This is a genomic window from Megasphaera sp. An286 (genome assembly GCF_002163455.1).
Lineage (GTDB): Bacteria > Bacillota > Negativicutes > Veillonellales > Megasphaeraceae > Megasphaera > Megasphaera stantonii.
In genome coordinates this window covers 80940-106494 of the sequence record NZ_NFIY01000003.1, presented here as the reverse complement: position 1 = coordinate 106494, position 25555 = coordinate 80940, and the positions used below count along the sequence as shown (strand labels likewise).

General features: G+C 51.3%; 20 protein-coding genes and 1 tRNA gene. 4 read left to right on the top strand and 17 right to left on the bottom strand.

The window, feature by feature from the left end; all coding sequences use genetic code 11:
* Window positions 1–178: 178 nt before the first annotated feature.
* From B5F80_RS02730 to B5F80_RS02690, 9 genes are all read right to left on the bottom strand, one after another.
* The gene (locus tag B5F80_RS02730) at window positions 179–1552 is read right to left on the bottom strand and encodes a tripartite tricarboxylate transporter permease (protein ID WP_087477286.1); all 1374 of its coding nucleotides are present in this window, start codon (window positions 1550–1552) and stop codon (window positions 179–181) included.
* The gene (locus B5F80_RS02725) at window positions 1552–1998 is read right to left on the bottom strand and encodes a hypothetical protein (protein ID WP_087477285.1); all 447 of its coding nucleotides are present in this window, start codon (window positions 1996–1998) and stop codon (window positions 1552–1554) included. Before B5F80_RS02725 ends, B5F80_RS02730 begins: the two co-directional genes overlap by 1 nt.
* A 15-nt stretch (window positions 1999–2013) precedes the next feature.
* Window positions 2014–3270, bottom strand: coding sequence for a hydroxymethylglutaryl-CoA reductase, degradative (locus tag B5F80_RS02720; protein WP_087477284.1), 1257 nt, complete (start codon window positions 3268–3270; stop codon window positions 2014–2016).
* A gap of 54 nt (window positions 3271–3324) precedes the next feature.
* The gene (locus tag B5F80_RS02715; protein ID WP_087477283.1) at window positions 3325–3645 is read right to left on the bottom strand and encodes a hypothetical protein; all 321 of its coding nucleotides are present in this window, start codon (window positions 3643–3645) and stop codon (window positions 3325–3327) included.
* A gap of 4 nt (window positions 3646–3649) precedes the next feature.
* Window positions 3650–5008 (bottom strand): acyclic terpene utilization AtuA family protein, encoded by a 1359-nt coding sequence (locus tag B5F80_RS02710; RefSeq protein ID WP_087477282.1) that lies wholly within the window; start codon window positions 5006–5008, stop codon window positions 3650–3652.
* Window positions 5009–5281: 273 nt separating this feature from the next.
* On the bottom strand, window positions 5282–6700 hold the full coding sequence (locus B5F80_RS02705; RefSeq protein ID WP_087477281.1) for a sigma 54-interacting transcriptional regulator: 1419 nt from the start codon (window positions 6698–6700) through the stop codon (window positions 5282–5284).
* A 32-nt stretch (window positions 6701–6732) separates the two neighbouring features.
* Window positions 6733–9717, bottom strand: coding sequence for an AAA family ATPase (locus B5F80_RS02700; RefSeq protein WP_087477280.1), 2985 nt, complete (start codon window positions 9715–9717; stop codon window positions 6733–6735).
* 5 nt (window positions 9718–9722) lie between these two features.
* Window positions 9723–10985, bottom strand: coding sequence for a DNA repair exonuclease (locus tag B5F80_RS02695; RefSeq protein WP_087477279.1), 1263 nt, complete (start codon window positions 10983–10985; stop codon window positions 9723–9725).
* Between the two features lie 4 nt (window positions 10986–10989).
* A complete protein-coding gene (locus B5F80_RS02690) occupies window positions 10990–12384 on the bottom strand; it encodes a PLP-dependent aminotransferase family protein (protein WP_087477278.1) in 1395 nt (464 codons plus the stop codon).
* A 211-nt stretch (window positions 12385–12595) separates the two neighbouring features.
* On the opposite strand from B5F80_RS02690, the gene bioB reads away from it, so the two are divergent.
* On the top strand, window positions 12596–13597 hold the full coding sequence (gene bioB / locus B5F80_RS02685) for a biotin synthase BioB (RefSeq protein WP_087477277.1): 1002 nt from the start codon (window positions 12596–12598) through the stop codon (window positions 13595–13597).
* Here the strand turns inward: bioB and B5F80_RS02680 are convergent.
* From B5F80_RS02680 to B5F80_RS02670, 3 genes are all read right to left on the bottom strand, one after another.
* Complete coding sequence (locus B5F80_RS02680; RefSeq protein ID WP_087477276.1) at window positions 13578–14849, bottom strand: hexokinase; 1272 nt, start codon at window positions 14847–14849, stop codon at window positions 13578–13580. The genes bioB and B5F80_RS02680 overlap by 20 nt on opposite strands.
* Window positions 14850–14976: 127 nt before the next feature.
* The gene (folP, locus tag B5F80_RS02675; protein WP_087477275.1) at window positions 14977–15828 is read right to left on the bottom strand and encodes a dihydropteroate synthase; all 852 of its coding nucleotides are present in this window, start codon (window positions 15826–15828) and stop codon (window positions 14977–14979) included.
* Between the two features lie 133 nt (window positions 15829–15961).
* On the bottom strand, window positions 15962–16744 hold the full coding sequence (locus tag B5F80_RS02670; RefSeq protein WP_087477274.1) for an aldolase/citrate lyase family protein: 783 nt from the start codon (window positions 16742–16744) through the stop codon (window positions 15962–15964).
* A 260-nt stretch (window positions 16745–17004) separates the two neighbouring features.
* Between B5F80_RS02670 and B5F80_RS02665 the strand changes: the two genes are divergently transcribed.
* The 3 genes from B5F80_RS02665 (at window position 17005) to B5F80_RS02655 (ending at window position 19516) form a co-directional block, all read left to right on the top strand.
* The gene (locus B5F80_RS02665; RefSeq protein ID WP_204246327.1) at window positions 17005–17739 is read left to right on the top strand and encodes a cyclase family protein; all 735 of its coding nucleotides are present in this window, start codon (window positions 17005–17007) and stop codon (window positions 17737–17739) included.
* Between the two features lie 145 nt (window positions 17740–17884).
* A tRNA-Thr gene (locus tag B5F80_RS02660) sits at window positions 17885–17960 on the top strand.
* A 347-nt stretch (window positions 17961–18307) separates the two neighbouring features.
* The gene (locus B5F80_RS02655) at window positions 18308–19516 is read left to right on the top strand and encodes an ATP-binding protein (protein WP_087477273.1); all 1209 of its coding nucleotides are present in this window, start codon (window positions 18308–18310) and stop codon (window positions 19514–19516) included.
* 399 nt (window positions 19517–19915) lie between these two features.
* Here B5F80_RS02655 and B5F80_RS02650 read toward each other — a convergent pair whose 3' ends face one another.
* The 5 genes from B5F80_RS02650 to B5F80_RS02630 all read right to left on the bottom strand — a co-directional run bounded on the left by B5F80_RS02650 (window position 19916) and on the right by B5F80_RS02630 (window position 25555).
* On the bottom strand, window positions 19916–20887 hold the full coding sequence (locus B5F80_RS02650; protein ID WP_087477272.1) for a hypothetical protein: 972 nt from the start codon (window positions 20885–20887) through the stop codon (window positions 19916–19918).
* 106 nt (window positions 20888–20993) lie between these two features.
* On the bottom strand, window positions 20994–21560 hold the full coding sequence (locus B5F80_RS02645) for a hypothetical protein (RefSeq protein ID WP_087477271.1): 567 nt from the start codon (window positions 21558–21560) through the stop codon (window positions 20994–20996).
* Window positions 21561–21634: 74 nt separating this feature from the next.
* Window positions 21635–22456, bottom strand: coding sequence for a hypothetical protein (locus B5F80_RS02640; RefSeq protein ID WP_087477270.1), 822 nt, complete (start codon window positions 22454–22456; stop codon window positions 21635–21637).
* A gap of 23 nt (window positions 22457–22479) precedes the next feature.
* Window positions 22480–24048: a hypothetical protein gene (locus tag B5F80_RS02635; RefSeq protein WP_087477269.1), complete on the bottom strand. Its 1569-nt coding sequence runs from the start codon at window positions 24046–24048 to the stop codon at window positions 22480–22482.
* 13 nt (window positions 24049–24061) lie between these two features.
* Entirely contained in the window at window positions 24062–25555 is a 1494-nt protein-coding gene (locus tag B5F80_RS02630) for an AAA family ATPase (protein ID WP_087477268.1), read from the bottom strand.

Here is a 25555-nt window from a genome sequence, read left to right as displayed (position 1 = left end):
TTATAAGATACCACACCTGTCAGGCTAAGTCAAGAAAATTTTACTGCAACTTAAAAAAGCTAGGCCTCATGTCGCCTAACTTTGTTTATCATACCATAAGAAGATGGGGCTGTCAAATTTTGCTGCGAAAATGCAGTATCTCCTGCACCGCATAGCGATGCAGGAGAATGAATTCATCTTATTTAATGCCCAGCAGTGTCGCCATCAGCCAGGGAGAAGCGTAATACACCATGTACTGCACGCCCGTATGGACGCCGAAATATCTGTTTAAGATACCGCCGAAGATGGCAATGGTAATGGCGATAGCGATGCCGACGACGCCGGCTTCAAAGTACGAAATGACGACAATCAGACCGGAGAACATGCTGATAATCGCTTCCTGACTTACGTGTTTCAATACCCATGCGCTGGCGCGGCGGGCGTAATTCATCGAAAACGGATAGGCTACGAGGAAGGCGACAAACAGCCCGATATATCCATAAATCAAGAAATCCGCCGCCGATAAAAAGGTATGCAGGTTATGGACAGGCTGAGCCGTATATACGGGCGGCGCGTTGAATAACGGAGCTGCCGGCCCTAATCCGACGGGGCTGAGAGGGATGCCGAAGGCTAAGAGCGGAATAATCGTTTCCGCAATGTACGTCGCTTCCGTCGTCCCGTTCATGACAGCCAGGGTAGACGTCATGCGCTGGTACAAGCTCTTAATGCGCGCACCGACGAATTCGCCCATCATAACGGTCATGCCGACGGGACTGAACGTAAAGGTCAGCGCCGATACGCCGGCCGTCATGGCGTTGTACATAATTTGATGCTTAGACAAAATTTTGATGGGATTCGGAAAATATCCCTTCCACATCTTAACTTCCGGAGCCAGCCAGAATTCGCGGGACGAATCCCGTTTCAGGATATGGCGGGAGTTAGGCGATAAAATCGTCATCAAGTCAGCAAACATCGGCCCGATAGCGATGCCCAGGAACATACTGATAAATACGCCGTGACCGATACCGGCAATGGCCATTTTATTCAAGCCTTGGATGAAGAAGGCAAAGGGAAGAAGAGCGAAGAGGCTGGCCCATTTGCCGCCCGACGTATAGGCGATGATGATAGCCGCAACGGTAAATACGACGGGAGCCCAGGCTTTAACAATGTCGGCGAAAGGCGCCAGCAAGGACGCGAAGCCGACGCTGACGGGCAAGGCGATAAACGCCGCGATGATACCGCCGGAAATCATTTTCCGCAGCGCCATATGCGGCACGCCCAGCTTGCGCAGCACCGCCGCATCTTCCAGCATAGGCACGGCCATCGTGTCGCCGGGAACGCCCATGAGGGCCGTCGGAATTGCGTGAATCATATGCTTCGAAATAGCCGCCGCCATAAACCAGGAAAATACGGCGACTGGCGGAACGCCGAGCAGGATAATCAGCAAAGTCAGCGGCGCGATCGTCGACGTTTCGTCCGTCCCGGAAATCAGGCCGATGCCGGAAAAGATAATCCCGCCGGCCAAGGCCATGCCTACGGCCCAGAGCAAATCGTGAAGAATCATTCCGTCCATTACCGCTCACCATCCTTTGCAGTCTGTGCCGGCGGCGCGTTTTCACTTGTCCCGGCAAACAATTCATACAACCGCAGGTCTTTCATTTCCTGCAGCACTTTTTCATCGACATATTTCAATTCTTCCCGTTCTTTTTCCAAATCAATCTGCAGTTCCTTCAAGACGCGCTCTCTGTCAGCTTCGGAAAATTCCTCTTCGTTCAGCGTCCGCTTCGGCTTAAACAGCTTGGCTGATACGACGGCCGACAAAACACAGCCGCCGATGCCAAACAATAAAGAGTACGCCGAGACGAGGTTCGCCGCTAAGTCCGGATATGAAGACGAAATTGCCGTACTAGCGCCCAAATAGCAGCAGAAACTAAGAACGACGCCGATGAGAATACCGCCCGTCAAGTTTCGGAGATCTACCGTATCTCCCCAAATATCTGCTAAAACCGCTCGTTTCATAACGGCCTCCTTTGCTTACAATGTAGACAATAATTCCTTTGCCCGCTCAACGGAAATATTCTTTTCTGCAACCATAGCTGCGACGACCTTATCCAGCATTTCGCCTGTCGCACCGGCAACGGTTGCGATATTGCGGGCATGGAGCTTCATGTGTCCTTTCTGGATACCGTCTGTAGCCAGCGCGCGCATGACCGCGAAGTTCTGCGCCAGCTCTACCGCAGCGATAACCTGAGCCAGTTCCGCCGCCGTCTGGACACCGAGGATTTTCACGCCGACCTTAGCCGCCGGAAGAATCTTCGTGCCGCCGCCTACGAGGCCGCAAAGGGCGGGAAGTTCAATAGAACCGGTCAAATCACCGTTGGCGTTCTTTTCCCAGCGGGTCATAGACGTATACTTGCCTTTATAGGAGCAGTATGCGTGGCAGGCCGCTTCAATGCCGCGCCAGTCATTGCCGGTCGCTACAATGAGCGGGTCGATGCCGTTCATAATGCCCTTATTGCTCGTAGCAGCCCGGAAGGGATCGGCTTCGGCGAAGGCATAGGCGGCAATCACGCCGTCGACAACATCTTCTCCGCCGATAGCTTCCTTCGTAAAGGTCGCCGTGGCCCGGGCCAGACGATATGCAGCCAAGTTAGACAATATACGGAGCTTAACGGTGCCGCCGGTAATTTTTTCAATAAACGGAGCAACGGCTTCGGCCATCGTGTTGACGGCGTTGGCTCCCATGGCGTCGCCCGTGTCGACGAGCAGATGCACGACGACCATCGGACCGATAAGGGATTCGACGATGCGGACTTCCACATCCTTCGCGCCGCCTGTAATACCAACTAACACAGGGTCTTTTTCATTGGCAATGCTCAAGATTTCCTCTTTATGGTGCAGGATAACCTGTTTGGCAAAATACGGATTGGAAATTCCAATCGTCTGAATCTGGGCGATCATGATATTTCCCGTATAGCTCGTCGTAAAGCCGCCGCCTGGACGGGCCATCTTTGCGGCGTTAGACGCCGCGGCGATGATGGACGCTTCTTCTACGACCATGGGAACAAGTACTTCTTTGCCGTTGATGATGAAGTTCATGGCGACGCCCATAGGCAGCTGATAGGTGCCGATGACGTTTTCGATAACCTTGTCCGCTACGTCGTTGTGCAGTGCGCCCGGCTCGGTAATCAGGCGCAGTTCGTCTTCTGTAAGATTGGCAAATTCAGCGACTTCCGCCGCTCTTTGACTTACAGAAAGTTTATGGAATCCAGAGTAATTATTGGTTTTCATATGTAATCTCTCCTTTAACATCCTGACACGGTCTATGTATAATTCCAAATTGTTTTATTCGTCATCAACTTCAATGTACATGCGCAGCAGCGCCGCTTCCATGCATTTGCCCAGCGTGTCGAGGCGCAGGGAGCGCGTCGCGCCGCCGTCCAGGGCATGATGCATGACGAAGTTGAAGCCGTCCAGCTGGGGCAAATCGTAGCGTACGACGTCGCCGAAAACGAGTCCTTCAAAGTGGCGGCGCACGGCTTCCGCCGTCAGCTGCCGTTCCATGGCCTTATAATACTGGGGCTTGCGGGCGTAAATGCAGATATTGGACGTATCGCTCTTATCGCCGCAGCGGCCGTGAGCTATATCTTTCAACTGAACTTTCATGACATTAAACCTCCTCTACGTGCGTTTCAATCGTAATGGCCTCTCTAGGAATGAGCGTCGGCCACAGGGCGAATACTTCGCTGGGACGGGTACGGCCGCCGAAGAAGCAGCCTTGGGCCGGGCCGTTCAGGTTGCTGACTGCGGCGACTTCCGGCGTCAGTTTCAGGCCTTCTTCCTTCGTTTCCGTCAGAATCGCGTAGCGGAGGACGACTTCGTTCAAATCGGCGTCGAGTTCCGGAGCCAGCGGGCCATGGAGAGCGTTGACGCCTAAGTAGCTGATATGGGTGCGGATGGCTTTCAGTCCCTTCATGGCCATGCGCTTGTCCAGAATATTCGCGGCCATCTTGGCTTTATCCAGCGCTCTCGGCCAGCTGTAGGGCAGGTAGGCAATATTGCGGTAGCCTTCGAGATAACCGACGCAGAGCTTCAAGGTGTCGGGAGCCGGTTTGCCCGTGACGCCGCGGACGGCGACGTGGTCCCGTTCGATTTCTTCCAGTGTAATCTTGCTGAAATCGGCGACGACGTCGGGCGTAATGTATTGCGACGGGTCGTGGATTTCGTACATGAGCTGTTCCTTGACGGACTGGACCGTCACGAGGCCGCCGGTGTTCTTCGTCTTCGTCAGAACGAGGCTGCCCTTTTCGCTGACTTCGACGATGGGATAGCCTAAAAGCTCCGGACGTGGGACGTGTTCCCAGTCGTAGTCGTAGTTTCCGCCTGTAGCCTGGGCGCCGCATTCGCAGAGGTGGCCGGCCAGAATGCCCGTGGCCTTGGCGTCCCAGTCGTCGAGCTTCCAGCCGAATTCATACAGGAGGGGCGCTTCAAACATAGCCGTATCGGTCGAGCGGCCCAGGATGATGATGTCCGCGCCGTCTTCCAGGCATTTGACGATAGGCTCTACGCCGTAATAGACGTTGGCGTTGACCATCTTCGGCAGGATGCCGTCGATATCTTCGCCCGTATCCATGTGCTGCATCTGGACGCCCTGCTCGCGAAGCTGGGGAATCTTTTCCCGCACGTCGTCGCCGAGGACGTAGCCGACCTTCAGGTTGTAGCCGCCGGCTTTGACGACTTCCTTTACCTTTTCCACGCAGGCCTTTACGTTCATGCCGCCGGCGTTGGTAATAACCTTCGTCTTCTTTTCTGCCAGGTAGGGCAGCATGCCCTTCAGCGACGTGATGAAATCGCGGGCGTAGCCGGCTTCGGGCCGTTTTTCCTGCTGCCGCCGCATGATGGACAGGGTCAATTCCGCCAGATAATCGCAGCAAATATAATCTACGTTGTCTTCCTTCGCCATGATAATCGGCGCGTCGATCAGGTCTCCCCAAAAACCCTGGCCGCCGCCGATGCGTATTGTCTTCATAGATATACCTTCTTTCTGTCTTATATTACATGTATTGTCGCGACGCAGCGCTATCATCAGAATAGCTTCGCTTATGTATATGAAATTTATATGCCAATATATAGTATTTCCGCCATGCATTTTTACAATAAAACTCCACTTTGCGCATATACTCCTGTCTAACTGCCCTTTTGTAAGCACAACATCTTATATCTGTACAAAAAATCCTCCCGGCGATACGAGTACAAACTGTATACCTGGGAGGATTTCTTGTGTTTACCATGTATATAGTGTTTACTTTATAGACGATTCTTTATCTAGTCCGTAGAGCTTCCACTTCTTATAAAAGGTACGGCGGCTGATTCCCAGGACTTCCATGGCTTTGGTCTTGTTGCCGCCGGTTTCTTTCAGCACGCGGAGAATATAATCCCGCTCCATAGCCTGTATGTCGGCCTTTAAGCCGTGAGGCGCGCCTGCAGCGGAAGCTTCTGCCGCGTCCGTACCGTCTCCCTCTGCCGGAAAGCCCTGCAGTTCTTCAGGCAGATGCTCCATCCGGATTTCTCCGTCGCCGCATACGATGACGGCGTACTCCATGCAGCTTTCGAGCTGCCGCACGTTTCCCGGCCAGGCATAAGACAGGAAAAACCGCTGCACCGCCGGCGAAAGGCGTCCTGTTTTTCCATACTTCTTGGAAAATTTTCCCAGGAAATTCTCTGCCAGGAGCAGTACGTCTTCGCCCCGCTCCCGCAGAGGCGGAATGACGATCGTAAAGGTATTGAGGCGGAAGTACAAGTCTTCCCGGAACTTCCCATCCCGCACCATCTGCTTCAAGTTGCGGTTCGTCGCCGCAATCACCCGGACGTCGACCTTCTGCATCGCGTCGGAGCCGATTTTCTGTATTTCCCCCGACTGCAGGGCCCGCAGCAATTTGGCCTGCATGAACAGCGGCATTTCGCCGATTTCGTCGAGGAAGATGGTGCCGCCGTCAGCCAGCTCAAATTTCCCGGCCTTGCCGCCCTTGGCCGCGCCGGTAAACGAGCCGGCCGTATAGCCGAAGAGCTCGCTTTCCATGAGGCTTTCCGGAATGGCCGAGCAGTTAATATTGACGAAGGGACGCCGCCGCTTGCCGCTGAGGCGCAGAATCCCGTCGACGACGACTTCCTTTCCTGCGCCGCTTTCCCCCTCTACCAGGACGGTCGCGTCGGTCGGAGCCACGAGCTCCGCCAGCCGCAGGCAGCGCAGGAACTTGGCGCTGTCCCCGACGATATGGGCAAATTCCGGCGGCAGCGTATGGCAGCCGTCAGCAGCGGCCTTGAAGATCGACCGGCTCAGCCGCTGAGCCCGTTCCAGCTCCTGATGGCTGAGGGACAGCTCCGTAATGTCTTCAAAGACCGACACGGCCCCGATGACTTCGCCGCCGTCGAAAATCGGCGTGATGTTGACCAGTATCTGCTTGCCCCGCGACTTGACTTCTACGGGAAGGCGCGAGCGGGGCTGCCTGTCGCGCAAGGCGTCCAGGATGACGGCGCCCGGCTCGATGACGCTGATCTGCTTATACAGCACCTTTTGCCGCTCTACCCGCAGGATGCGCGTATACGCGTCGTTTATGTAAATAATACGGGAATCCTTGTCTACGATAACGATGCCGTCGCTTACGGCGTCCATCGCCGCCAGCATCATAGCCGACGGCAGCGCCGGCCGAGCAGCTGTCATAGCTTCTGCACCTGCCTTTCCAATCTCGCGGGTTATACGCTTTGCCGAATCGTTCCCTGTTCGATTTCAAATAAATGGATCGTATCGGTTTCTCCGGCTAATTCCTTCTGCACCTCGCCGGCGAGATTTCTCGTCGTCTGGGAACAGGTAAATAAGAAAATCTGTTCTTTCTTGCCTAAATCGGCCAGGAAGTGAATGGCTTCCTTCTGCCGCTGTTCGTCGAAGCGGACGAGGATGTCGTCCAAAATCAGGGGCATCGCCTCGATTTGCTTGGAAAACGCCATAGCCAGGCTAATGCGTATAGCCAGATAAATCTGGTCGCCCAGGCCGCTGCTCCATTGCTTTTCCGGGATGCGCCGCTGCGTGCCGTCGACGGCGTAGAGCTGGCGGCCGTCAAAGCTGGCCTGGAGAGTGTAGCGGCCCTGGGTCATGAGGTGGAGGTAGTCGCCGGCCTGGCGGATGACCAAGGGTTGGCGCACCCGTTCGTAATACGACTGAGCCTCGCCGAGCATATACTGGGCGAAGAGACAGGTCAGCCACTCGTTCACCTTGCCGTCCAGTTCGGCCTTGCGGTTTTGTTTTTCCTGCAGAAGCTGGCCATAGGCGTCGCTTCTGGCCATCTGGCTGAGCCGTTCTATGATGCTGCCCCGTTTTTCGGCAACTTCGGCTAATTTCTTTTCCGCGTCGGCGATTTTCTTTTCGTAATATGCCCGTTCGTCCGTCCAGTTTTTCAGCGTATGGACTTTCAGCTCGTGCCGCAGCTCCGCCAGCTGCTTCGGCGCCTTGGCGATAAGCCGGATATGGGCTTCGGACTGCTCGTATACTTCCTTATACTGCTGGAACTGGCGGAATTTCAGGACCTTGCTGCGGAATTCCCCCGTCGTCTGGGCGCCGGTCAGGGCCAATAAGTCCTGCTGCTGGTTTTGCCGGATTTCCTTGTCCTTCCGCAGCTGGACGAGTTGAGCCTGCCGTTCCTGCTGCTGCTTGTCCTGCTCCCGGGCAACTTCGGCCTGCACGCGGATCGTCTGCCACTGCTTATATACGGCCTCGGTCTGTTCCGGCGTGCCTTCGCCGGCGACGCCTAATTCCCGAAACAGCTGTTCCGCGCTGTCGCGCCACTGGCCCATGCGCCGCAGGAGCTCTTCCTTGCGGACGCGCCAGCTTTCGGACGCCGACACGGCGGCGTGCCACTTGTCCCAGACTTCCTTGGCCTGGGCCAGCTGGCCGACTTCAAGGGAAGCAAATCCGCTGCCGCTGCGCCATGATTCCCAGGCCTTCCGGCTGGCCTCAAGCTTGCTCTGCCAGGCGGCGCCTTTCTTATTCCACTCGTCATAAATCGCGTCGTACATGACCTTCTGTTCTTTTTCCCAGACTGTCTTCGACTCCTGGGTCTTCCAGTCCATGTACCGCATCCTGATTTCGTCCAGCTTACGCGACCAGACGTCGTCATCGTCACTCGCCGCCAGACCTGCCTTCGCTTCCGCCGCCAAGGCTTCCATCCGCTCCTGCACGGCGGCCAGGCTCTTTTCCAATTCCTCGATTCGCCGGGGGCCCTTGCCGGCCAGCGATTTTTGCTTGGCAAAGGCCGCGACGGCCAGAGCCAGGAACAAGCCGGCTCCGTAGCCGAACAGCTGGTCCATGCCGTATACGAAGACCATCGCCGCCAGCCCGGCAGCGGCGGCCAAACACAGGACCGCCAATACGGCCGGCCCGTGAGATACGCCGCTTCCGTCCGATTTCAGCCACTGCAGCTGTTCGCGCAGCTTCTTCCGCTCCATCAGGCATTCCTGAATGGAAGAAACGGCCTTGCCTACAGCCTGCCATTCCTCCTTGGACGGTTCCCCTTCGGCAGGTGCTTCCGCCTTGTCCGCCGCGACGTTCTTCGGCTTGGCGGCCTGCCACTTTTCCAGCTCCTGCTCGCAGCGAGCCAGTCCGGCCGCCGCAGCCTGTCCGCCGGTCCAATCGACGGAAGCGGGAATCGTATCGCCGGTCCATTGCTTCAGCGATTCTGCGCACTGATTTTGCTCAAACTGCCAGTCTATTTCCATATCGGCATGGGCGGCGACTTCTTCCAGTCCCTGCTTCCACTCGCCGACGTGCAGATACAGGTCGTCGAGGTGAGGGCCGCACAGCAGCCAGCTGTTCCATTCCTCGCGGAAGGCCGGCCCTTTAGCCGACAGGGCTTCCAGCTTGCGAATCTGCTCGTCGATTTCCCCAATCTTCGTTTCCAGCTCCGTCCATTTCTGCGCGCCGTCGGCCGGAAACTGGGAGACGTCGGCCAGATCCTGCATGCGCTTGAGCGCGTCCTGTCCCCGCTTGTATACGTCCCAGGCAGCGATAGGCATGGAGATGCGCTCGATTTGCTGCTTCGTTTCTTCGATGCTCAGCCGTATGCGGTTTTCCGTCTCGTGGGTCGCCTGCTCCTTTCCCTGAAGCTGGGCGAACTCGTCTTCGTCGTAGGACAGAGCCCGGATGCGGTTGTCAAATTCGCGCTGCTCCGCCAGCAGGGCGTTGATCGGCTTCTTCCCCTGAGGCGAAGCGACGAGGAGATCGCCCATCTGGCGGATGATGTCCCGCCGCGTCGCGCCCATGCGCACGCCGCCTTCGACGCTGAAAAACTGGCTGCGCACCGTTTCGTTGGACAAGATCTTAAAGCCCTGCAAATCTTCCAGGCCCATAGCGAAAATTTTATCGTAGGTCTGCCGGTCCAGGCCGTGCCACCACAAGTCGGCCGGCTCGTCGTGCAGCGTCAGCTGGCCGTCCGTCATATACGATTCTTTTTCCTTCCGATATATGCGGTATTCGCGCCCATCGTCGCGGCGAATATCCATATGGCCGAAAAAGCCTTTCCAATCGCCGCGCAGATAGCCGAAAAACATGGAGCGCACGTATTTCATCAGCGTCGTCTTGCCGCTTTCGTTATGGCCGTGCATGACGATGAGTCCCGTTTCCGGCGGGTTCCATTCGACATTATGGTAAATGCCGAAATCGTCTAAATTCATCTGTATAATCTTCATAAGTCCTATCCTCTTCCATCTTCCAGCAATTTCTGCATCCCCAGCCACTTGGCTTTTTCAAAGGCTTCCAGCAGCCTGTCGTCAGAAATCGCCTTGCCGTACGCCCCGAGGCGGTCGAATTCGGGCCGTTCCCGCAGGATCTCCCGCAGGGCCTGGATCATTTCTTCCGGCGGCAGGGCGGCCAGCTTGTCGGCAACATTCAAATAATCGCCTACCGTATCGGGCAGCTTGCTCCGTTCCGTCAGATTAATCTTCGGCCGGGCCATATTGCGCAGCCGTTCCACCATGACGAAGGCGTATTTCCCCTGCTCCTCTTCGCGCCAGCTGTCGATCCAGTACTGCGTCGCTTCGGGATTGTTGATGACCTGGTACATGCTGCCGGCGCCGGTGAAATTGACCGTCAGGAACGTCGGCTTGCCGATGTCGCGGCGGATTTTTTCCTTGGCGAACCGCACGGCCTCGCGCAGGCCCGATACCGACTCAATCGACTCGATGCTGATGTCCGTGCTTTCCCAGCGGACGATGCTCGTATCTAAAAACTCGACCTTCGTCGTCCCGTAGGGGCCGACCTCTACGTAATAACAGCCGTGGGCGCCGGTCTCCGTGCAGTCTAAGCCCTGCGGGCTTCCAGCGTACACGATATAGGGCTTTTCGCTCAATATCTGATGGGCGTGGACATGGCCCAAGGCCCAATAGTCCATGCCGCTCTCTTTCAAATCCGTCAAAGAGCACGGCGCATAGGGAGACGGCCCGCCGATCTGCGTATGGAGCAGGCCGATGGCGTAGCGGTCCCCAGATTCACGGGCAAAGTTCCAAGCCAGGTTGTCCCGCTGTTCCGCCTTGGCGTAGCTCTGGCCGTACACGGCCGCTACTTCCTCGCCGTCGACGACCAGGGGCATGCGCTCTATTTTCTCGGCGCTGAAAATGTGCACGTTCGGCGGAAAGGGAATCCGGGCCTTCCAGGCCTCCAGGGGGTCGTGATTGCCCAAGACGGCGAAGACCTGTATATTGTTCTGCGCCAGCTTGTGCAACAGCCGCACGTAGTCCAGCTGGGCCGTCAAGTTGTGCGTTGCGCTCGTATATACGTCGCCGCTGATCAGCACGGCGTGCGCTTTTTTATCAATGGCCAGCTGCACGATTTTTTGAAACGCCCGCATCGGCGCTTTGCCTACGATGCGCTCCCACCGGCTGCCGACAGCGGCGACGTCGTGAAAGGGACTGCCCAAATGTAAATCGCCGCAATGAATAAACCGTAAACTTTTTGCCATGACGCTATCCTTCCTTTTCCGTCCAGGCCCGATGCAGGGCCGCAACGGCCTGTTTCAGGTCCTGACTGGGTATCTTTGAAAACGACAAGAGAAATTCCTTCGTGTCCGCCTGCTCCGGCCGCTCGTAAAAAGACTGCATCGCCAGCACGCGGCATCCCCGCTCTTCTGCCCGGCGGCGCAGCTCGCTTTCGTCATAGGGGCTCTGCAGGGCGATGTGGCAATACACGCCGGACACGACGCGGCTCACGGAAATATCCTTCCCGAAGGCCTCCAGCAATAGGCGCTCCATGAGCGCGCCTTTCTCCTGATAATCCTTGCGCAGGCGGCGCACCTGCCGGGCCAGCTCGCCGCTTTGGATATACGCGGCCAGCACGCACTGCTCCGGTACGGAGGCTCCCTGCCGGAACAGACTCCGCCGCTCATTGTACAGCTCCATCAGCTTCGGCGGCAGCACCATATAACTCAGGCGGACAAAAAAAGGAAGCACCTTGGATAAGGCTCCCATGTAAATGACCCGGCCCGACGTATCCAGCCCCTGCAAGGCCGGAATGGGGCGGCCGTAGTAGCGCAGCTCGCTGTCATAGTCGTCCTCAATGATGACGCCTTCGCGCTCCTCGGCCCAGCGGAGCAGCTGCCGGCGCATGCCAATGGGCATGACCGTCCCCGTAGGAAATTGGTGCGACGGGCTGACGTACACCAGCGACGCCCCGCTGCGTTCCAGAGCATCCATGTCGAGAATTCCCTGCCGTATCGCTACGGGAACAATGCCGTATCCCATGTTGCGGAACAGTTCCCGTCCCAAGCGGAAGCCGGGATTTTCTACGACAATATCGGAGTGCGCCTCCCGCAGCAGCGACGTCAGCACGCCCAGCAGGGCCGCCGTGCCGGCTCCTACGACGATGCGCTCCGGCGGCGCATAGACGCCGCGCGTCTCATAGACGTAGCGGCTCAGGGCGTCACGCAGATCCGGCACGCCTTGCTCGTCGTTGCAGGCCGTCAGGTACGCCGGCTCCGACAGTACCTTATTCATATATTTTCGCCAAATTTCCAGGGGAAAGCGCTCCATATCCATGTCGCCGCTTCCGAAGTCATATAAGTAGGAACGGCGCGACGCGGCCGGCGCCGCTTCATCGCCCGGTCCTCCGGCAGTTTCCCGGCTTTGGCCGACGAAGGCCACTTCATACCGCGCCTTATTCCTGCGCAAAATATATCCTTCGCTCGCCAGCTGATAATAGGCCTTTTCCACAGTCATCTTGCTGACGTTCACCGTCTGGGCCAGCTCGCGGACAGAGGGCAGCTTCATGCCGGCAATCATGCGCTGTCCTTCCACCTCGCGGCGGTAATATCTATAGATTTGTACATAATATGGTATTTTAAGCGTTCTGTCGATTTGCAGCATACGAGACACCTAACTATGATTTGTCATGATTAGTTATATTGTAGCGAAAAACTGGCCTAGTGAAAAGAGCTGACAAACAAAATATCTGTACAAGTTTAGGGCTATAAAAAGTATACACAGCTCTTATTGTTAACTTTTATTTACTTGTAAGAAGTTGATTTATTACCAACAGTTTAGTATACTTACAAAAAACGTCCAAGGAGGTTTTATCATGAAGATTGCCGAGCTTTGCTCATACGCTGAAAAGGTATTGTCCGGAGGGGAAATTACGCCGGAAGAAGGAGAACGGCTCATCACCTTGCCCGACACCGACACGCCCCTGCTGCTGGCCCTGGCCGACAAGATCCGCCAGCATTTCTGCGGCGACGCCGTAAGCTGCTGCGCCATCCTTAACAGCCGTTCCGGCAGCTGTCCCGAAGACTGCCGGTTTTGCGCCCAATCGTCTCATTACCAAACGAATATCCAGTCCTATCCGCTGCTGGACAAGGCCGCGATACTGGACGCCGCCAAAAAGGCCAAAGAAAAGGGAGCGTCCCGCTTTTCCATCGTGACCAGCGGGCGCTCCGTCCGGGAAGGAGCCGAATTCGCCGAAATCCTGCGCGCGATTTCCTCTATCCGGGACGCAGGGCTGCAGGCCTGCTGTTCCCTCGGCCTGATTACGGCCTCCCAGGCCAGAGAGCTCAAACGCGCCGGCGTATCTCATTACCACGCCAATATCGAAACGGCTCCGTCATATTTTTCTCATATTTGTTCGACCCATGGGATAGACGACAAAATCCGCCTGATCCGCGCCGTCCAGGACGCAGGGGTCTCCGTCTGCTCCGGCGGCATATTGGGATTGGGCGAATCGCCGCGGCAGCGCGTAGAAATGGCCTTTACGCTGAAACGGCTCGGCATCCGCTCCATTCCCCTGAACATCCTCACGCCCATTCAGGGAACGCCGCTGGCCCATGCGCCGCAGCTTCCGCCCCTTGAAATACTGCGGGCCTTCGCCGTATTCCGCTTCATCCTGCCGCAGGCCCTGATCCGCACTGCCGGCGGCAGGGAAGTAAACCTGCGCTCCCTCCAGCCCTTCGCCCTGACAGGGGGACTCAACGGCCTCATGATCGGCGGCTACTTGACGACGAAGGGAAACGACCAGTCTGCCGATATGGAAATGCTCCGCGATTTAGGCCGGAAGCCGGCCTGCCCGGCTAATGATGGGCAGCCATAGCCGCGGCGATGGCCGCACCGACAGAAGGACCGTCCTTAACCAAAACGGGCGACGCCTCGATCTTTTTCCCTCTTGCGAAGCCGGCCTGGCAAATGTGCAGGGCGTCTTCCAGCATGAATAAGCTGCCCCGCACATGCTCTAGGACGCTGCCTTCTACGGCGATGGTCTGGGCAGGAATCGCGCCGTCGGGATACAAATGGCGGAGCACGCCGAAGCAGGACGCCCCCGTCAGCTGGGCCGAACGCACGAACACGGCCGCGCCGATGCTGCGCAGGGGCTTAACGTCCTGCAGGGCGACGATCCGCTTCCACACGCGCCCCATGAGCAGCCGCCCTTCGGCCGGGCTGTCGTTCGCCACGATATGATTCATCGCCTCCGTCGTAAAGGGCGGCATGGATTCGGCTTCCAAATACTCCATGGCGACGCGGCGGTATATTTCGCTCAGATAGGCGCCGCTGACCATCTTTTCCAGCTGATGGTATCCCGGCTGCTGCGACGCTTCGTCTACGGCAATATCCCAGTTCGTCCGGGCCATGCCGTCGTATCCGCCGGCTTCCAGGCTCACGATCATATCCCAGCGCGGCTCGTAATAGCACATATTAAACCCCGTCCCGCAGATGATGCCGACCTGGGACTGGCCGTGCTGATATCCCGCCGCCAGCAGCAAGGCCGTCGTATCGTTGAGCAGCGCGACGGGAATGATGTCGTCCAGGCCCTTTCGCACCAAGGCCTGGCGAAGCATGTCGTTGACCATGCGGCCTTCGGCTCCGGCGACGGTAATTTCCTTCGACCACTGCAGAAACCGGGCGTCGCCGACGTCGTGCTGTGCCACGCCGAAGGAAAAGGTATGGCCTAAATAGAAGGGCTTATTGCCGCCGGCCGCTTCGCCGACGAGATCGGCAATGAAATCGAACAATTCGTCCGCCGTCGTCTGAGCCGTCATATAATTGTATTCTCCGTCCTGCTTCAAGGGACGGGAAATCTTTTTCTCCACGATAAAGCAATGGTGCCCCAGCAGGCGAATCCGGGAGACGCGCACATTCGTGCCGCCGAAGTCGAGAGCCAGGTAGGTCCCCTGCTCCCTGCCCGTCGGCAGGGACAAATACGACTTAACGGCTTGAAGCGATGAAGGCTGTCCAGCCAGGACGCGCTCTATTTCAGCGGAAAACTGCTGGGAAAACTGCAGCAGCCGCTCGTTGCTCCAATAAAAGCACTGGGCTATATTCATCCAATCCGTCACTTCACGACTCATACGGTATTCCTCCTCGTTCATGCAAATCCGCGTTGTACACTCTTATTGTACCATATATATCCATAACCAGCCCCGTATTTTGCATGAATTCAGAAAAATTTCCGCATACCTATACCCTGTAGCCAGATTACCTCGAGCCGTCGTCTTCGCGCAGCGCGTCGGCCATGCGGCACATGCGGGCAATCGGCTTGACGTCGTGGACCCGCATGATCGCGCAGCCCGCCAACACGCCGACGACGCAGGCCGCGCCCGTCCCTTCCATCCGCTCTTCTGCCGGCAAGTCGAGGACTTCGCCGATGAACCGCTTGCGGCTGGGGCCGAGGAGCATCGGATACGGCAGGGCCGTCAGTTCGCGCAAATGCTTCATGACGTATATGTTTTGGGCAAAGGTCTTGCCAAAGCCGATGCCCGGGTCGAAGATGAGCTTGCTCTGCGCAAGTCCCGCTTCGGCGGCCAGCTCGGCCGTACAGGCAAAAAAGGCCTTCATATCGCCGATTATATCTGTATACTCCGTGCCGTTTTGATTGTGCATCGCCACGACCGGCACGTCCTTTGCCGCAGCGACGGCTGCCATCTGTCCCGGCTCTGCCTCATACTGGAGCCCCCAGATATCGTTGATGATATGGGCGCCCATGTCCACGGCATAGGCCGCCGTTTCCGCTTTGTACGTATCGACGGAAATAGGCACGGGGCAAGCGGCGGCCAGCTTCGGCAAGATGCCGCGAAGCCGCTCGATTTCCTCCTCCGCCGTAATCGCCTGATGGCCCGGGCGCGTAGATTCTGCGCCGATATCAATGATGTCCGCCCCGTCGGCGACCATCTCCTCCATATGACGCAGGGCATCGTCTATGCGATTCCATTTGCCGCCGTCGGAAAACGAGTCGGGCGTATAGTTCAGTATGCCCATAATCAGCGTCTTTTCCCCTATCGTCAGCGTTTTTCCATCCTTCCATGCATAGCGGCGAATCTCTTTTTTCATTCGTATCTCCCTCCCATACTAAAAAAGGATAACGAAGGGCATGACATCCATGCCGCAGTCGTTATCCTTCATCGGTTCGTAACCTGCGTAAAACCATTTCTATTATATCAGGAGGCGCACTGCAAGGCAACCGCTATAAGGCCCCTTTGATCGCGGCGACGGCCCCGTTGATTGCCCGCTGGTACAAGATGCAGTCCATGGACAAGGCCACGCTGTCAAATCCCTCGGAAAAACGTTTCACCGCCGCGTCTTCCGTATCGGCGTAGATAATGCAGAACTTACCGGCACGCTGTACCGCTTCCAGCACCCGCGTCAAGGCGGCGGCAAATTCCGGCCGGTCAAACTGCGCCGGCGCGCCCATGGCGACGGACAAATCATAGGGCCCGACAAAGATCCCGTCGACGCCGTCTACGGCAGCAATCTCTTCAATAGCCGCCAAGCAGCCCATCGTCTCGCACTGCGGAATCAGCAGCTGCGACGCATTGCATCGGTCGAAATACTCCTGCACGCTCCCTTTTGCGTCGTCCGAGCAGCCGTACAGCGAATTGCGCGTCGGCGCGAATCCCCGGCTGCCGACGGGATAATATTTTCCGTATTCGACGATGCGCCGCACCTCGTCGACGCTCTGCACCTGCGGGATAATCAAGCCCTTCGCGCCGACGTCGAGCATGCGCAGAATGGAATTGCGCTGGCTGTCTTTCACCCGCACAAAGGGAGCCGCCGTGCCGGCGCCTTCGGCCGCCCGGATGATATCGGCAGCCTGAAGCACGTCATAGGGCCCGTGCTCGCCGTCAATCACAAAATAATCCAAATCCGTCAAGGCGATCATTTCCCCGACAGCCGGCCCGCCCATTTCAAAAAACGTCCCGACAGAAGGCTCACCGCTGCGGAACTTGTCTAAAAATCGATTTTTCATCTCTAATCCCTCCCCGATGCTGCGCTGACATCAACTTTGGTATCTTTAACTCTTATAACATAGAATTCAAATTCATTGTGCAAGATAATCGTGTTCTTTTATTATTTTCGAATACATATATTTTTACTTTTCATGCAATGAATTAGTTTCATTAATTCATATAAATTTCTCGTTTATCAGAAGGAATCCTTTCATCACTATAGAAATTTGTATATATGCTGAAACGCAGCACATCGTCTATTACGAAGGGAGGGCTTTATATGATGAAATTATGGGAATTCGTCAACGAATTAAAATCTCCGGCATACTGCTGGGTAGATTTAACGCATGAACTAAGTCCTGCGACGCCCCATTGGTACGGCTTCGGCGATTTGACCACCGAAGTCATTTACGATTTTAGTCCTGACTGCATTTTCCACTCCGACAAATACGTCATTCCTGCCGGCCAATTCGGCACCCACGTCGACGCCCCGGGCCACTTCGTTCAAGGAGCGCGTACGCTGGACCAAATGACGCTGAAGGAAATGGTATATCCTCTCGTCGTCATCGATAAATCGGCAGCCTGTGCAGCAGACGCCGACTACGAGCTGACCATTGCCGACCTTCGGGAATGGGAGCAGGAGCACGGCCCCATTCCCGAAGGCGCCTTTGTTGCCTTCCGGTCCGACTGGTCCAAGCGGCCAGACATGAACAACTACGATGAAAACAATCAGCCCCATTATCCCGGCTGGAAGCTGGACGCGCTGCATTGGCTCGTCGAAGAACGCCATATCGGCGCAATTGGACACGAAACAGCTGACACGGACGCCCCGGGAGCCAATGTCAACTTTGCCGGCGAAATCTATATCTTAGAAACAGACAGGCTGCAAGTCGAACTCATGACCAACCTCGACGCTCTTCCTCCGACAGGAGCCATCATCTTCGTCACCTTCCCCAAGGTAAAAAACGGCGTCGGCTTCCCGGCACGGGTCTTCGCCGTCTACCTAAAAGAATAACGTTAGCAGAAAAAGAAATGGTTCCGGCCATTTCTTTTTTTTTGCTCTCTTACAATATTTGCTGACAGCCCTTCACACAAATTCAAATTATTTCAAAAAAAGTATTGACAAAACATCCATCTCCGCATATAATAACAGAGTACTCGCCACTATAGCTCAGCTGGCAGAGCATCTCATTCGTAATGAGAGGGTCGTAGGTTCGAATCCTATTAGTGGCTCCAGAAAACATGCGGGTTCCCGATTTCGGGAACCCGTTTTTTTGTATGAAATGTACCTAGAATGTACCTTGAACTTTTTATAGTTTCCGTCTCTTTAGCTTAAAGCCCGCATTTTCAAAGCACATAGTTATTTTTAATCATTATTTTACATCTGCAATATTAAAATATATTATCAAATTAAAATATTTATTGTGTTGGCTGTGTCAGTTGTGTCATAAATTTTTTTATTCTATTTCATAAAAAACAAATTCCAATAAATCCAAGATTTCGACAGTAAATGGAATATATTCCGTTTATTGTTGAAATCTTATTTTGTATGGAATATACTATTGATAAAGGAGGGTATTGTCATGAAACGAATAGAACGAACAACATATCTCCATTGGCTTCTAAAATGGAAAGATCAACAAATCATCAAGGTAGTAACAGGCGTGCGGCGTTGCGGGAAATCAACATTATTTTCCATGTACCAAGATTATTTGCTCACCCATGGCGTCGCTAAAGAACAAATAGTAGCCATCAATTTTGAAGATTTAGACTTTGAAGATTTGACAGATTATAAAGCACTGTATAACTACATTAAAAATCGGCTTCTTGAAGGTCAGATGAATTATATCTTTCTGGACGAAGTACAACACGTAGCAAATTACGAAAAAGCCGTAGACAGCCTTTTATTGCGTGAAAACTGCGATCTATACCTTACCGGCTCAAACGGCTACATGCTTTCCGGCGAATTAGCCACGTTATTGACTGGCCGTTATGTAGAGTTATCTATGCTGCCTCTTTCTTTTAAAGAATTTTATTCTGGTCTGGCTGACGAAAATCTATCCGTAAACGAAACCTTCAACCTATATGTCCGAAACGGTTCCTTTCCCTATGCAGTGCGATACGGCTACGGGGAGCAAGAGGCGCGGGAATATATGAGCGGTATATACAATACAATCCTGCTCAATGATATTGTAAAACGTTTGAACGTAGCCGACGTGAATATGCTGGAAAACATTACGCGATTTTTGATGCACAACATTGGCAACCGGACGTCCCCAACTACAATCGCTAATACCATGACTTCGCAACGAATGAAAATAGACCCTAAAACCGTAGACCGCTATCTCCGCGGCTTGACAGACAGCCTGTTATTTTATGAGGCACGCCGCTACAACATTAAAGGGAAGAAATTGTTGGCCTCTATGAACAAATATTACGTCTGCGACGTAGCCATGCGGAGCTTATTAGTACGAAGCCAAGACTCCGACATCGGGCATATTCTTGAAAATATCGTCTATTTGGAACTAAAGCGGCGATACCCCGAAGTATACGTCGGCCAGTTTGGCGCAGACGGCGAAGTAGATTTTGTTGCGATCCGCGACAGTATGCCGACCTATTTTCAAGTCACCCAGACCACGCTAGATGAACACGTTTTGGCGCGAGAATTAGCGCCGTTACGGAAAATCCGGGATAACTACCCGAAATATCTGCTGACGCTAGATGAAGTATTCGGCGATATGAATTACGACGGTATCCAAAAGAAAAATGTGTTGCACTGGCTGCTATCATAGCGCTCCTTACATAAAGGCGCTGAAATTGCATTTTTCCGGCTATTTAACCTGTCATACAATCCTTGTGTGACAAATCGGTATCCTGGTATAAAAAGATTTTAACCCTGCTATCACTTCTTGAACGCTATCCATATATTGTCTTCATAAAAAGTTATAACTGTCCCAATATCTTTGTCTGTAAAGCGATTTGTGATTTACCACTCTTAAGTACATTTTTAGACTCCTAAGAGCAGAATAGATATTACAATTTTCTTTACCTTAGTAGCGCACTAATTGCTAGCTTACTATGGTTTAGTAGTATCTTATGACAAAAAACTTTAGTTTGTAAAAAAAGCAGCCCGAAACTTCGGACTGCTAAAAAATACTAACTAAATTTTAATTACCCCAGTTTTCAGAATATTATAAAAATCCTTCTTTATTCAAAAATGATTGCTCTAAGTTTTTATACCACTGTTGATCCATATATTGTTTTATTTTCTCAACCTCTCTATCATCTAAACATTTTTCAGCATAGAGAATAATCCCCTTCCAAATTAGTCGCAATAATTCCATATAATGTTCTGAGATGGCACCTTCTTTCCAATAATAAGTACTTAAATTCAAAGCAGGACTTAATAACTCTTCAATAACTTTATTTATATTCTCTTTTGCTTTTTCAGGACAATGTTCAATTGATTTACTTAGACAAGTATAATAAGGCCAAATTATTTCGTACACTTCATTTTTAACTTTTTGAACTGCTGGAAGTTCTTCTTTTAGATCAATAACATCTTGTTCCCTACAAAAGACACGTGGCCCTTTGCCACTACTTTCCAAATGTACAGCCTCTACATACGCTTTGCCATACACATTCAAGTTTTTTAACTGGGAATATTTTTTATCTGCTATTCTGGGCTCCATATGAAATACAGCATCTCCAACTGCCATTCCACCTCTAAATAAAATAGGAAATGCATTGGGGTATGAAATCTCCCCTTCCAAAGATCCATTTATCGTATTATAATCTTTGACCTCATCAATATTATTTTCAATTCGCCGTTGAAAATTTTCTAGTTGTTCTATGACCAGTTTTGAAATAAAATTACTTAATTGGCAAATAAATAGTTCTATTTCCTGAGCACGTGCCCCAATAATTAACGAATCACTAATAAATAGCAGATATTCAAATGAATCAACAGAAGTTCTCAAAAATAATTCTCTTTCCTCACTAGATAAATTCCGTTTCTTTAATTTTTTCCAATCACTATACATCGTATGTATATGCCTACTAACTTTATTCAAGTTGTTGTATGCTGCCTCCTTATCTCTTTTTACTAATTCAGAAAAGCCCAACAAATCTAAGAATACCGCTATTCTTTTTGATTCTTCCATGTAATATCACCATACTTCTTATCACGAGCACTTCTTTCATCAATTATTTAAATTTATTAAACAGCTGAATAGCATAAGTAAAATAAAATTAGTCTAATCCTTCATGTTAAAAAAATGATTTTCTTTCATGTTTAAAAAATAACTTTGCTTCAGCCGTTTTAAAATCAATGTTCATATTTTCATTGAACATATTTCCATCAAGCAGGTATTTAACAGCTTGAATCCAATCTGCCATCATGTCCTCGTTAAAATCCAACATATACGCTAAATCAGCAATCATATTAACTTCATTCTTATAAAATTCTTCGTCTATAGCTACTAAAACTAAAGCCCAAAATATCAATCCGCCACGAATTTTATAACAAGGAATAGTATACTCACCACTATAATATCCGCTTACTCTACATAGTGTTTGGACCTTCTTTATCTCTTCTATCTTTGAACGCAAGTACTGTACCTCAGGACCTAATTCGCTATTTCTCTTATTAAAGCATATTGTATATATTTTTTTTATATACGCATTTTCCAAATATTTTTTAATTTTAGAACTGTCTAAAACAGGTAAGTAAAAAGGAAGTTCTACAAAGTGAGATTCATAAGGATACAACCACTTACAAGTTTCCCTTACTATCATTTCAAACTTAGTCAATTTTACTTCATTTACAGTTTCCATTAGAATTTCCTCCCATACCATACGTTTCAAAAAATGTTGAAAATACCCATTCAAGTTGCCATATTGAATTACATTTAATAAATTTTTTTATAATCTGGATCAAATATATACCCTGACAAATTATTTTCTATAACTTTTAGTAATTTATCGCTTTCTTTATCAGGATTGAATTGATAATTTTCCAGTTCTTCTATAATGCAGTCAAATAACGTTTCACTCTCTTTGCGTTGCTGATTGTTCAACATAAAATCAAAAGCTTGAGATGCTTTATAAGTACTATGCTTTCTATGACATGTCGAACCTTGTTCCTCCGTATTCAAGGTCTGTACTGAATGCGCATATTCAGGTACCCGTATATTAACAAAAGAAATTTGGCACTGCTCTAGTGTTTTAAGGGAAATCTCTTCTTTTATGGTTATATAAGGCGTTTTCCCCACGCCAATATACGTCCGATTTTCCCATTTTAAAGAAATAGAAAACGTCTCCCCACACAGATAAATAGTCCGCTCCCCCCGCGCTAAGAGCGCCTCTAATTCGTCCTGCGAAAAAGCGACTTTTGAAATATTAGCTAATACGTTGTCATCGTCTGTAAGCTGTTTTAATATATCCAATTTTTCGTTCTGCTCTTGTATGCCGTCTATATCCAACTTTACCGTTTCAGCATATGGAACTTCTAAAATGTTACAAATAGCCCTTATGTCCGGCAGGTTCGCATCCAGTTGCCTCAAAGCTTTGACTTTTTCATCATAATAGCGATCTTCCAGCCACTTTTCCAGCTTGCCGTCAAGGAAATATCCGATAATCGTTTCCAAATCAAAATGAGCTTGCAGTTCTTCCAACGTCCGCACTTTCACGCCATCTTTCATTGTTAATGCAAATTTTATTTTCTTCGCCATTATCACTACACTCCATTAATTTTTTAAAACCATGATAATATAGTTGAAGCAACAGATTTTATGCCACTACCAATAGCTCTTGCCCCCGCTTTGACTCCATTCCAAGCAGTCTTAGCTACCGACTTGGCAACCTTGCCAATCTTTTTTGCCCCGCTATATATGGCACTGCCTACCTTAGAACCGGCCATATATCCAATGGTTCCGCCGATAAATCCACCTATGACAGGCCCTACTAAGGGAATCCAGCTTAATGCCACTGCGCCAATAGCGGCTCCTTTAGCTCCCCAAGACAATCCATAGACTGTCGAGACCGCCACTTGCCCCATTTTATCTACAGCTTCCATGCCGCTGATTTTGCCATCGGCAAATTGGCCTAAAATTTTAGCTGATTCAATACCTGTACAGGCAATCGCAACTAATCCATTATTGGGGATTCCTCGTAAGACAGGTACGAGTCCCCGCTCTACGCCTACTTTTAATGCGCCTGTCGCCGCCGCTTTAATGCCGGCATCTGCGCCTGTTGTCAACGCCGTCGCGACTACTTCTTCACCGTCAATTTTTTCTCCTTGTATGTACTTAGACGCTAAATGGAATCCCGTACCAATCGCAGCCGCCGCTACTCCGGTAAACGCGGCTTGCTTCCCAATCTGAAAAGCCAGTTCCCGCGTATTATACGAGTTCCACGACACATTCGGGCTTCCCTTTCCCTGCTGTACTTCTTCCTGCATACGTTTTGCCCGCTCTTTGCTGATCGGCTTGGAGCGTACACCATCAGGACTTTCTATGTATTCGCTGACTTTGCGTTGCGTGTCCAGACAGTGTTGGACACCTTCACTTTGCCCTTCCGGGACTACCACGCGTTGTCCCCGGTAATCTCCATGCTGGATATACCGGGCCGTCGCCTCTGCGTCCTGCCCAAACTTTAATTGGTAACGACGTACGATATTTTGCGTCATTTTCCGCGTATCTCGAATCACTATATCAACAGAGTTTTTCCCATATCCCTCTCCGTCCGGCACTAATACTTCCGCCCGATACGGAGAGTTTTTTAATGCGGCCGCCTGATTAAAGGAATTAGCAGTTTGCTGTTCTGCAATAAAGCCATCCAAATTCGGATTCATATTTATGGCTCCGCTTTTTGTCAAAACAGCTTCCGCCATCGCCGCATTACTTTGCGATAGTGCCGTATCAATTTGCTGCAAGTAAGCGCCATAGTCATTGACACTGATTCCGATAGCAGCTTCCTGTGCTTTATCCCGAAACCAACCTTCTTTCGTCTGCCCATTATCGCACGCGGTACGAACAGACGCTAAGTTTTCATCAAACCGGGCTACTTCCTGTAAAATTTCTTGTCCCATAGCGCGTATCTCTGCAACCGGCTTATCCGGGAGTTCTGCCTGAAGTTTTTCTATAAGCCATGTTTCATCAGTTACATCGGCAGGTTTGGCCGCATATGACGCCATAAAATCCTTAATAATAGGCTGCAATGCCGCAGCGTCTTTTTCACTAAGTACAGGCTTCCCTTGAATCGTTATGTTGTCAGTTTCAATAACCTCTGTTTCTATATATTCTCTTGAATTTGCTTCTTTCATGCCTGTTCACTCCTCATTCCGATGCGTTCTTAAATTTGCGTTCCTGATAAACCTTAGCCATCTTATCCAGCGAATCTTTCATGATTTCTGACAACGAGTGCGTATCTTTAATCGCCGCTTCTATATCCTGCGTAGTAATACGATCCTTACCTTTCGTAAACGCTTCTTCAACACTGTCTCTGACTACACCTTCAATATCAGCGCCACTATACCCCGTGGTCAACGAAACCAACTTATCCAAATTGATTGCTTGCACATCATCAGGCCGTCTCTTGCGAATATGTATTGAAAAAATAGTTCGCCGTTCTTCATTTTTAGGGAGGGCTATATAAAAAATTTCATCAAAACGGCCTTTTCGTAATAATTCCGGCGGCATTTTCGTAATGTCATTTGCCGTTGCTACAACAAAAGCCAGACTTTCCTTTTCCTGCAACCATGTCAGGAAGGTTCCAAACAGTCGTGTTGTCACTTCCGCACCGCCGCCTTCGCCGCCTGTACCGGCAAAGGCTTTTTCTAGTTCATCGATCCATAATACGCAAGGAGAAATAGCCTCGGCCAACGCAATAGCCCGTCGCATATTCGCTTCTGATTCTCCAACGTATTTTCCCATAATTCGGCCCATATCCAACCGCAGTAACGGGACGTCGAAAAGCTTAGCCGCCGCTTTAGCGTTCAAGGATTTACCACAACCCGGCATCCCTACAATGAGTACGCCCTTGGGAATATCCACGCCAAATTTTTCTGCCTGTTCCAAGCTCTTAAAGATTTTTGCCTTGCGGCGCAGCCATTGCTTGAGCCTTTCAAGTCCGCCAATATCATCTAAACTTTCTTTTAAGGGGATCATTTCTAAGATCCCGGCTTTCTGAATAATTTGCTTTTTTTGTTCAAAGATCAACGATAAATCCGCCCGCGTAATTTCACCATCGTCCGAAATCGCCAAAGCTAAAATATTCCGAATTTCAAATTCTGATAATCCTTTCAACGCCAATGCCAGTTCATCAAAGAAATCCTTATGAAGAGGCGTAATCTCTTGCTCCTCACAGAAATCTCGAATAGTTTGGCGAATTTCCGGCAATGTTAAATAATCCATGGTTAATAAGGTCAGTTGCTTTTCCAACTCTGGCGGAATGACAACCACAGGGGAGAGTATAAGGATCGTGAAATCAATTTCCCCATTATTGATACGACGCGACAAATATTTCAAATAGCCTATAACGAGCGCGTCCGATAAAAACGTATGCACATCACGTAGAATCAGTACGCTCCGATCAGCCTGAATTGTCCCGGTTACGAGGCTATAAAGGGTATCCGCCAAATTCCACTCTTGTCTTACATGCGCTTTTTCATCATAAAATCCGAGTACGCTCCATGATAATATATTTCGGCCTCCGACAATATCTCGTATCATCGCTTCAGCCTTGTCTTCTTCAAACGTATTAACATATAAAATCGGAAAACCGGCATCCATATACCGTACTAACGTATCCTGCAATGTAGATTTCATCAT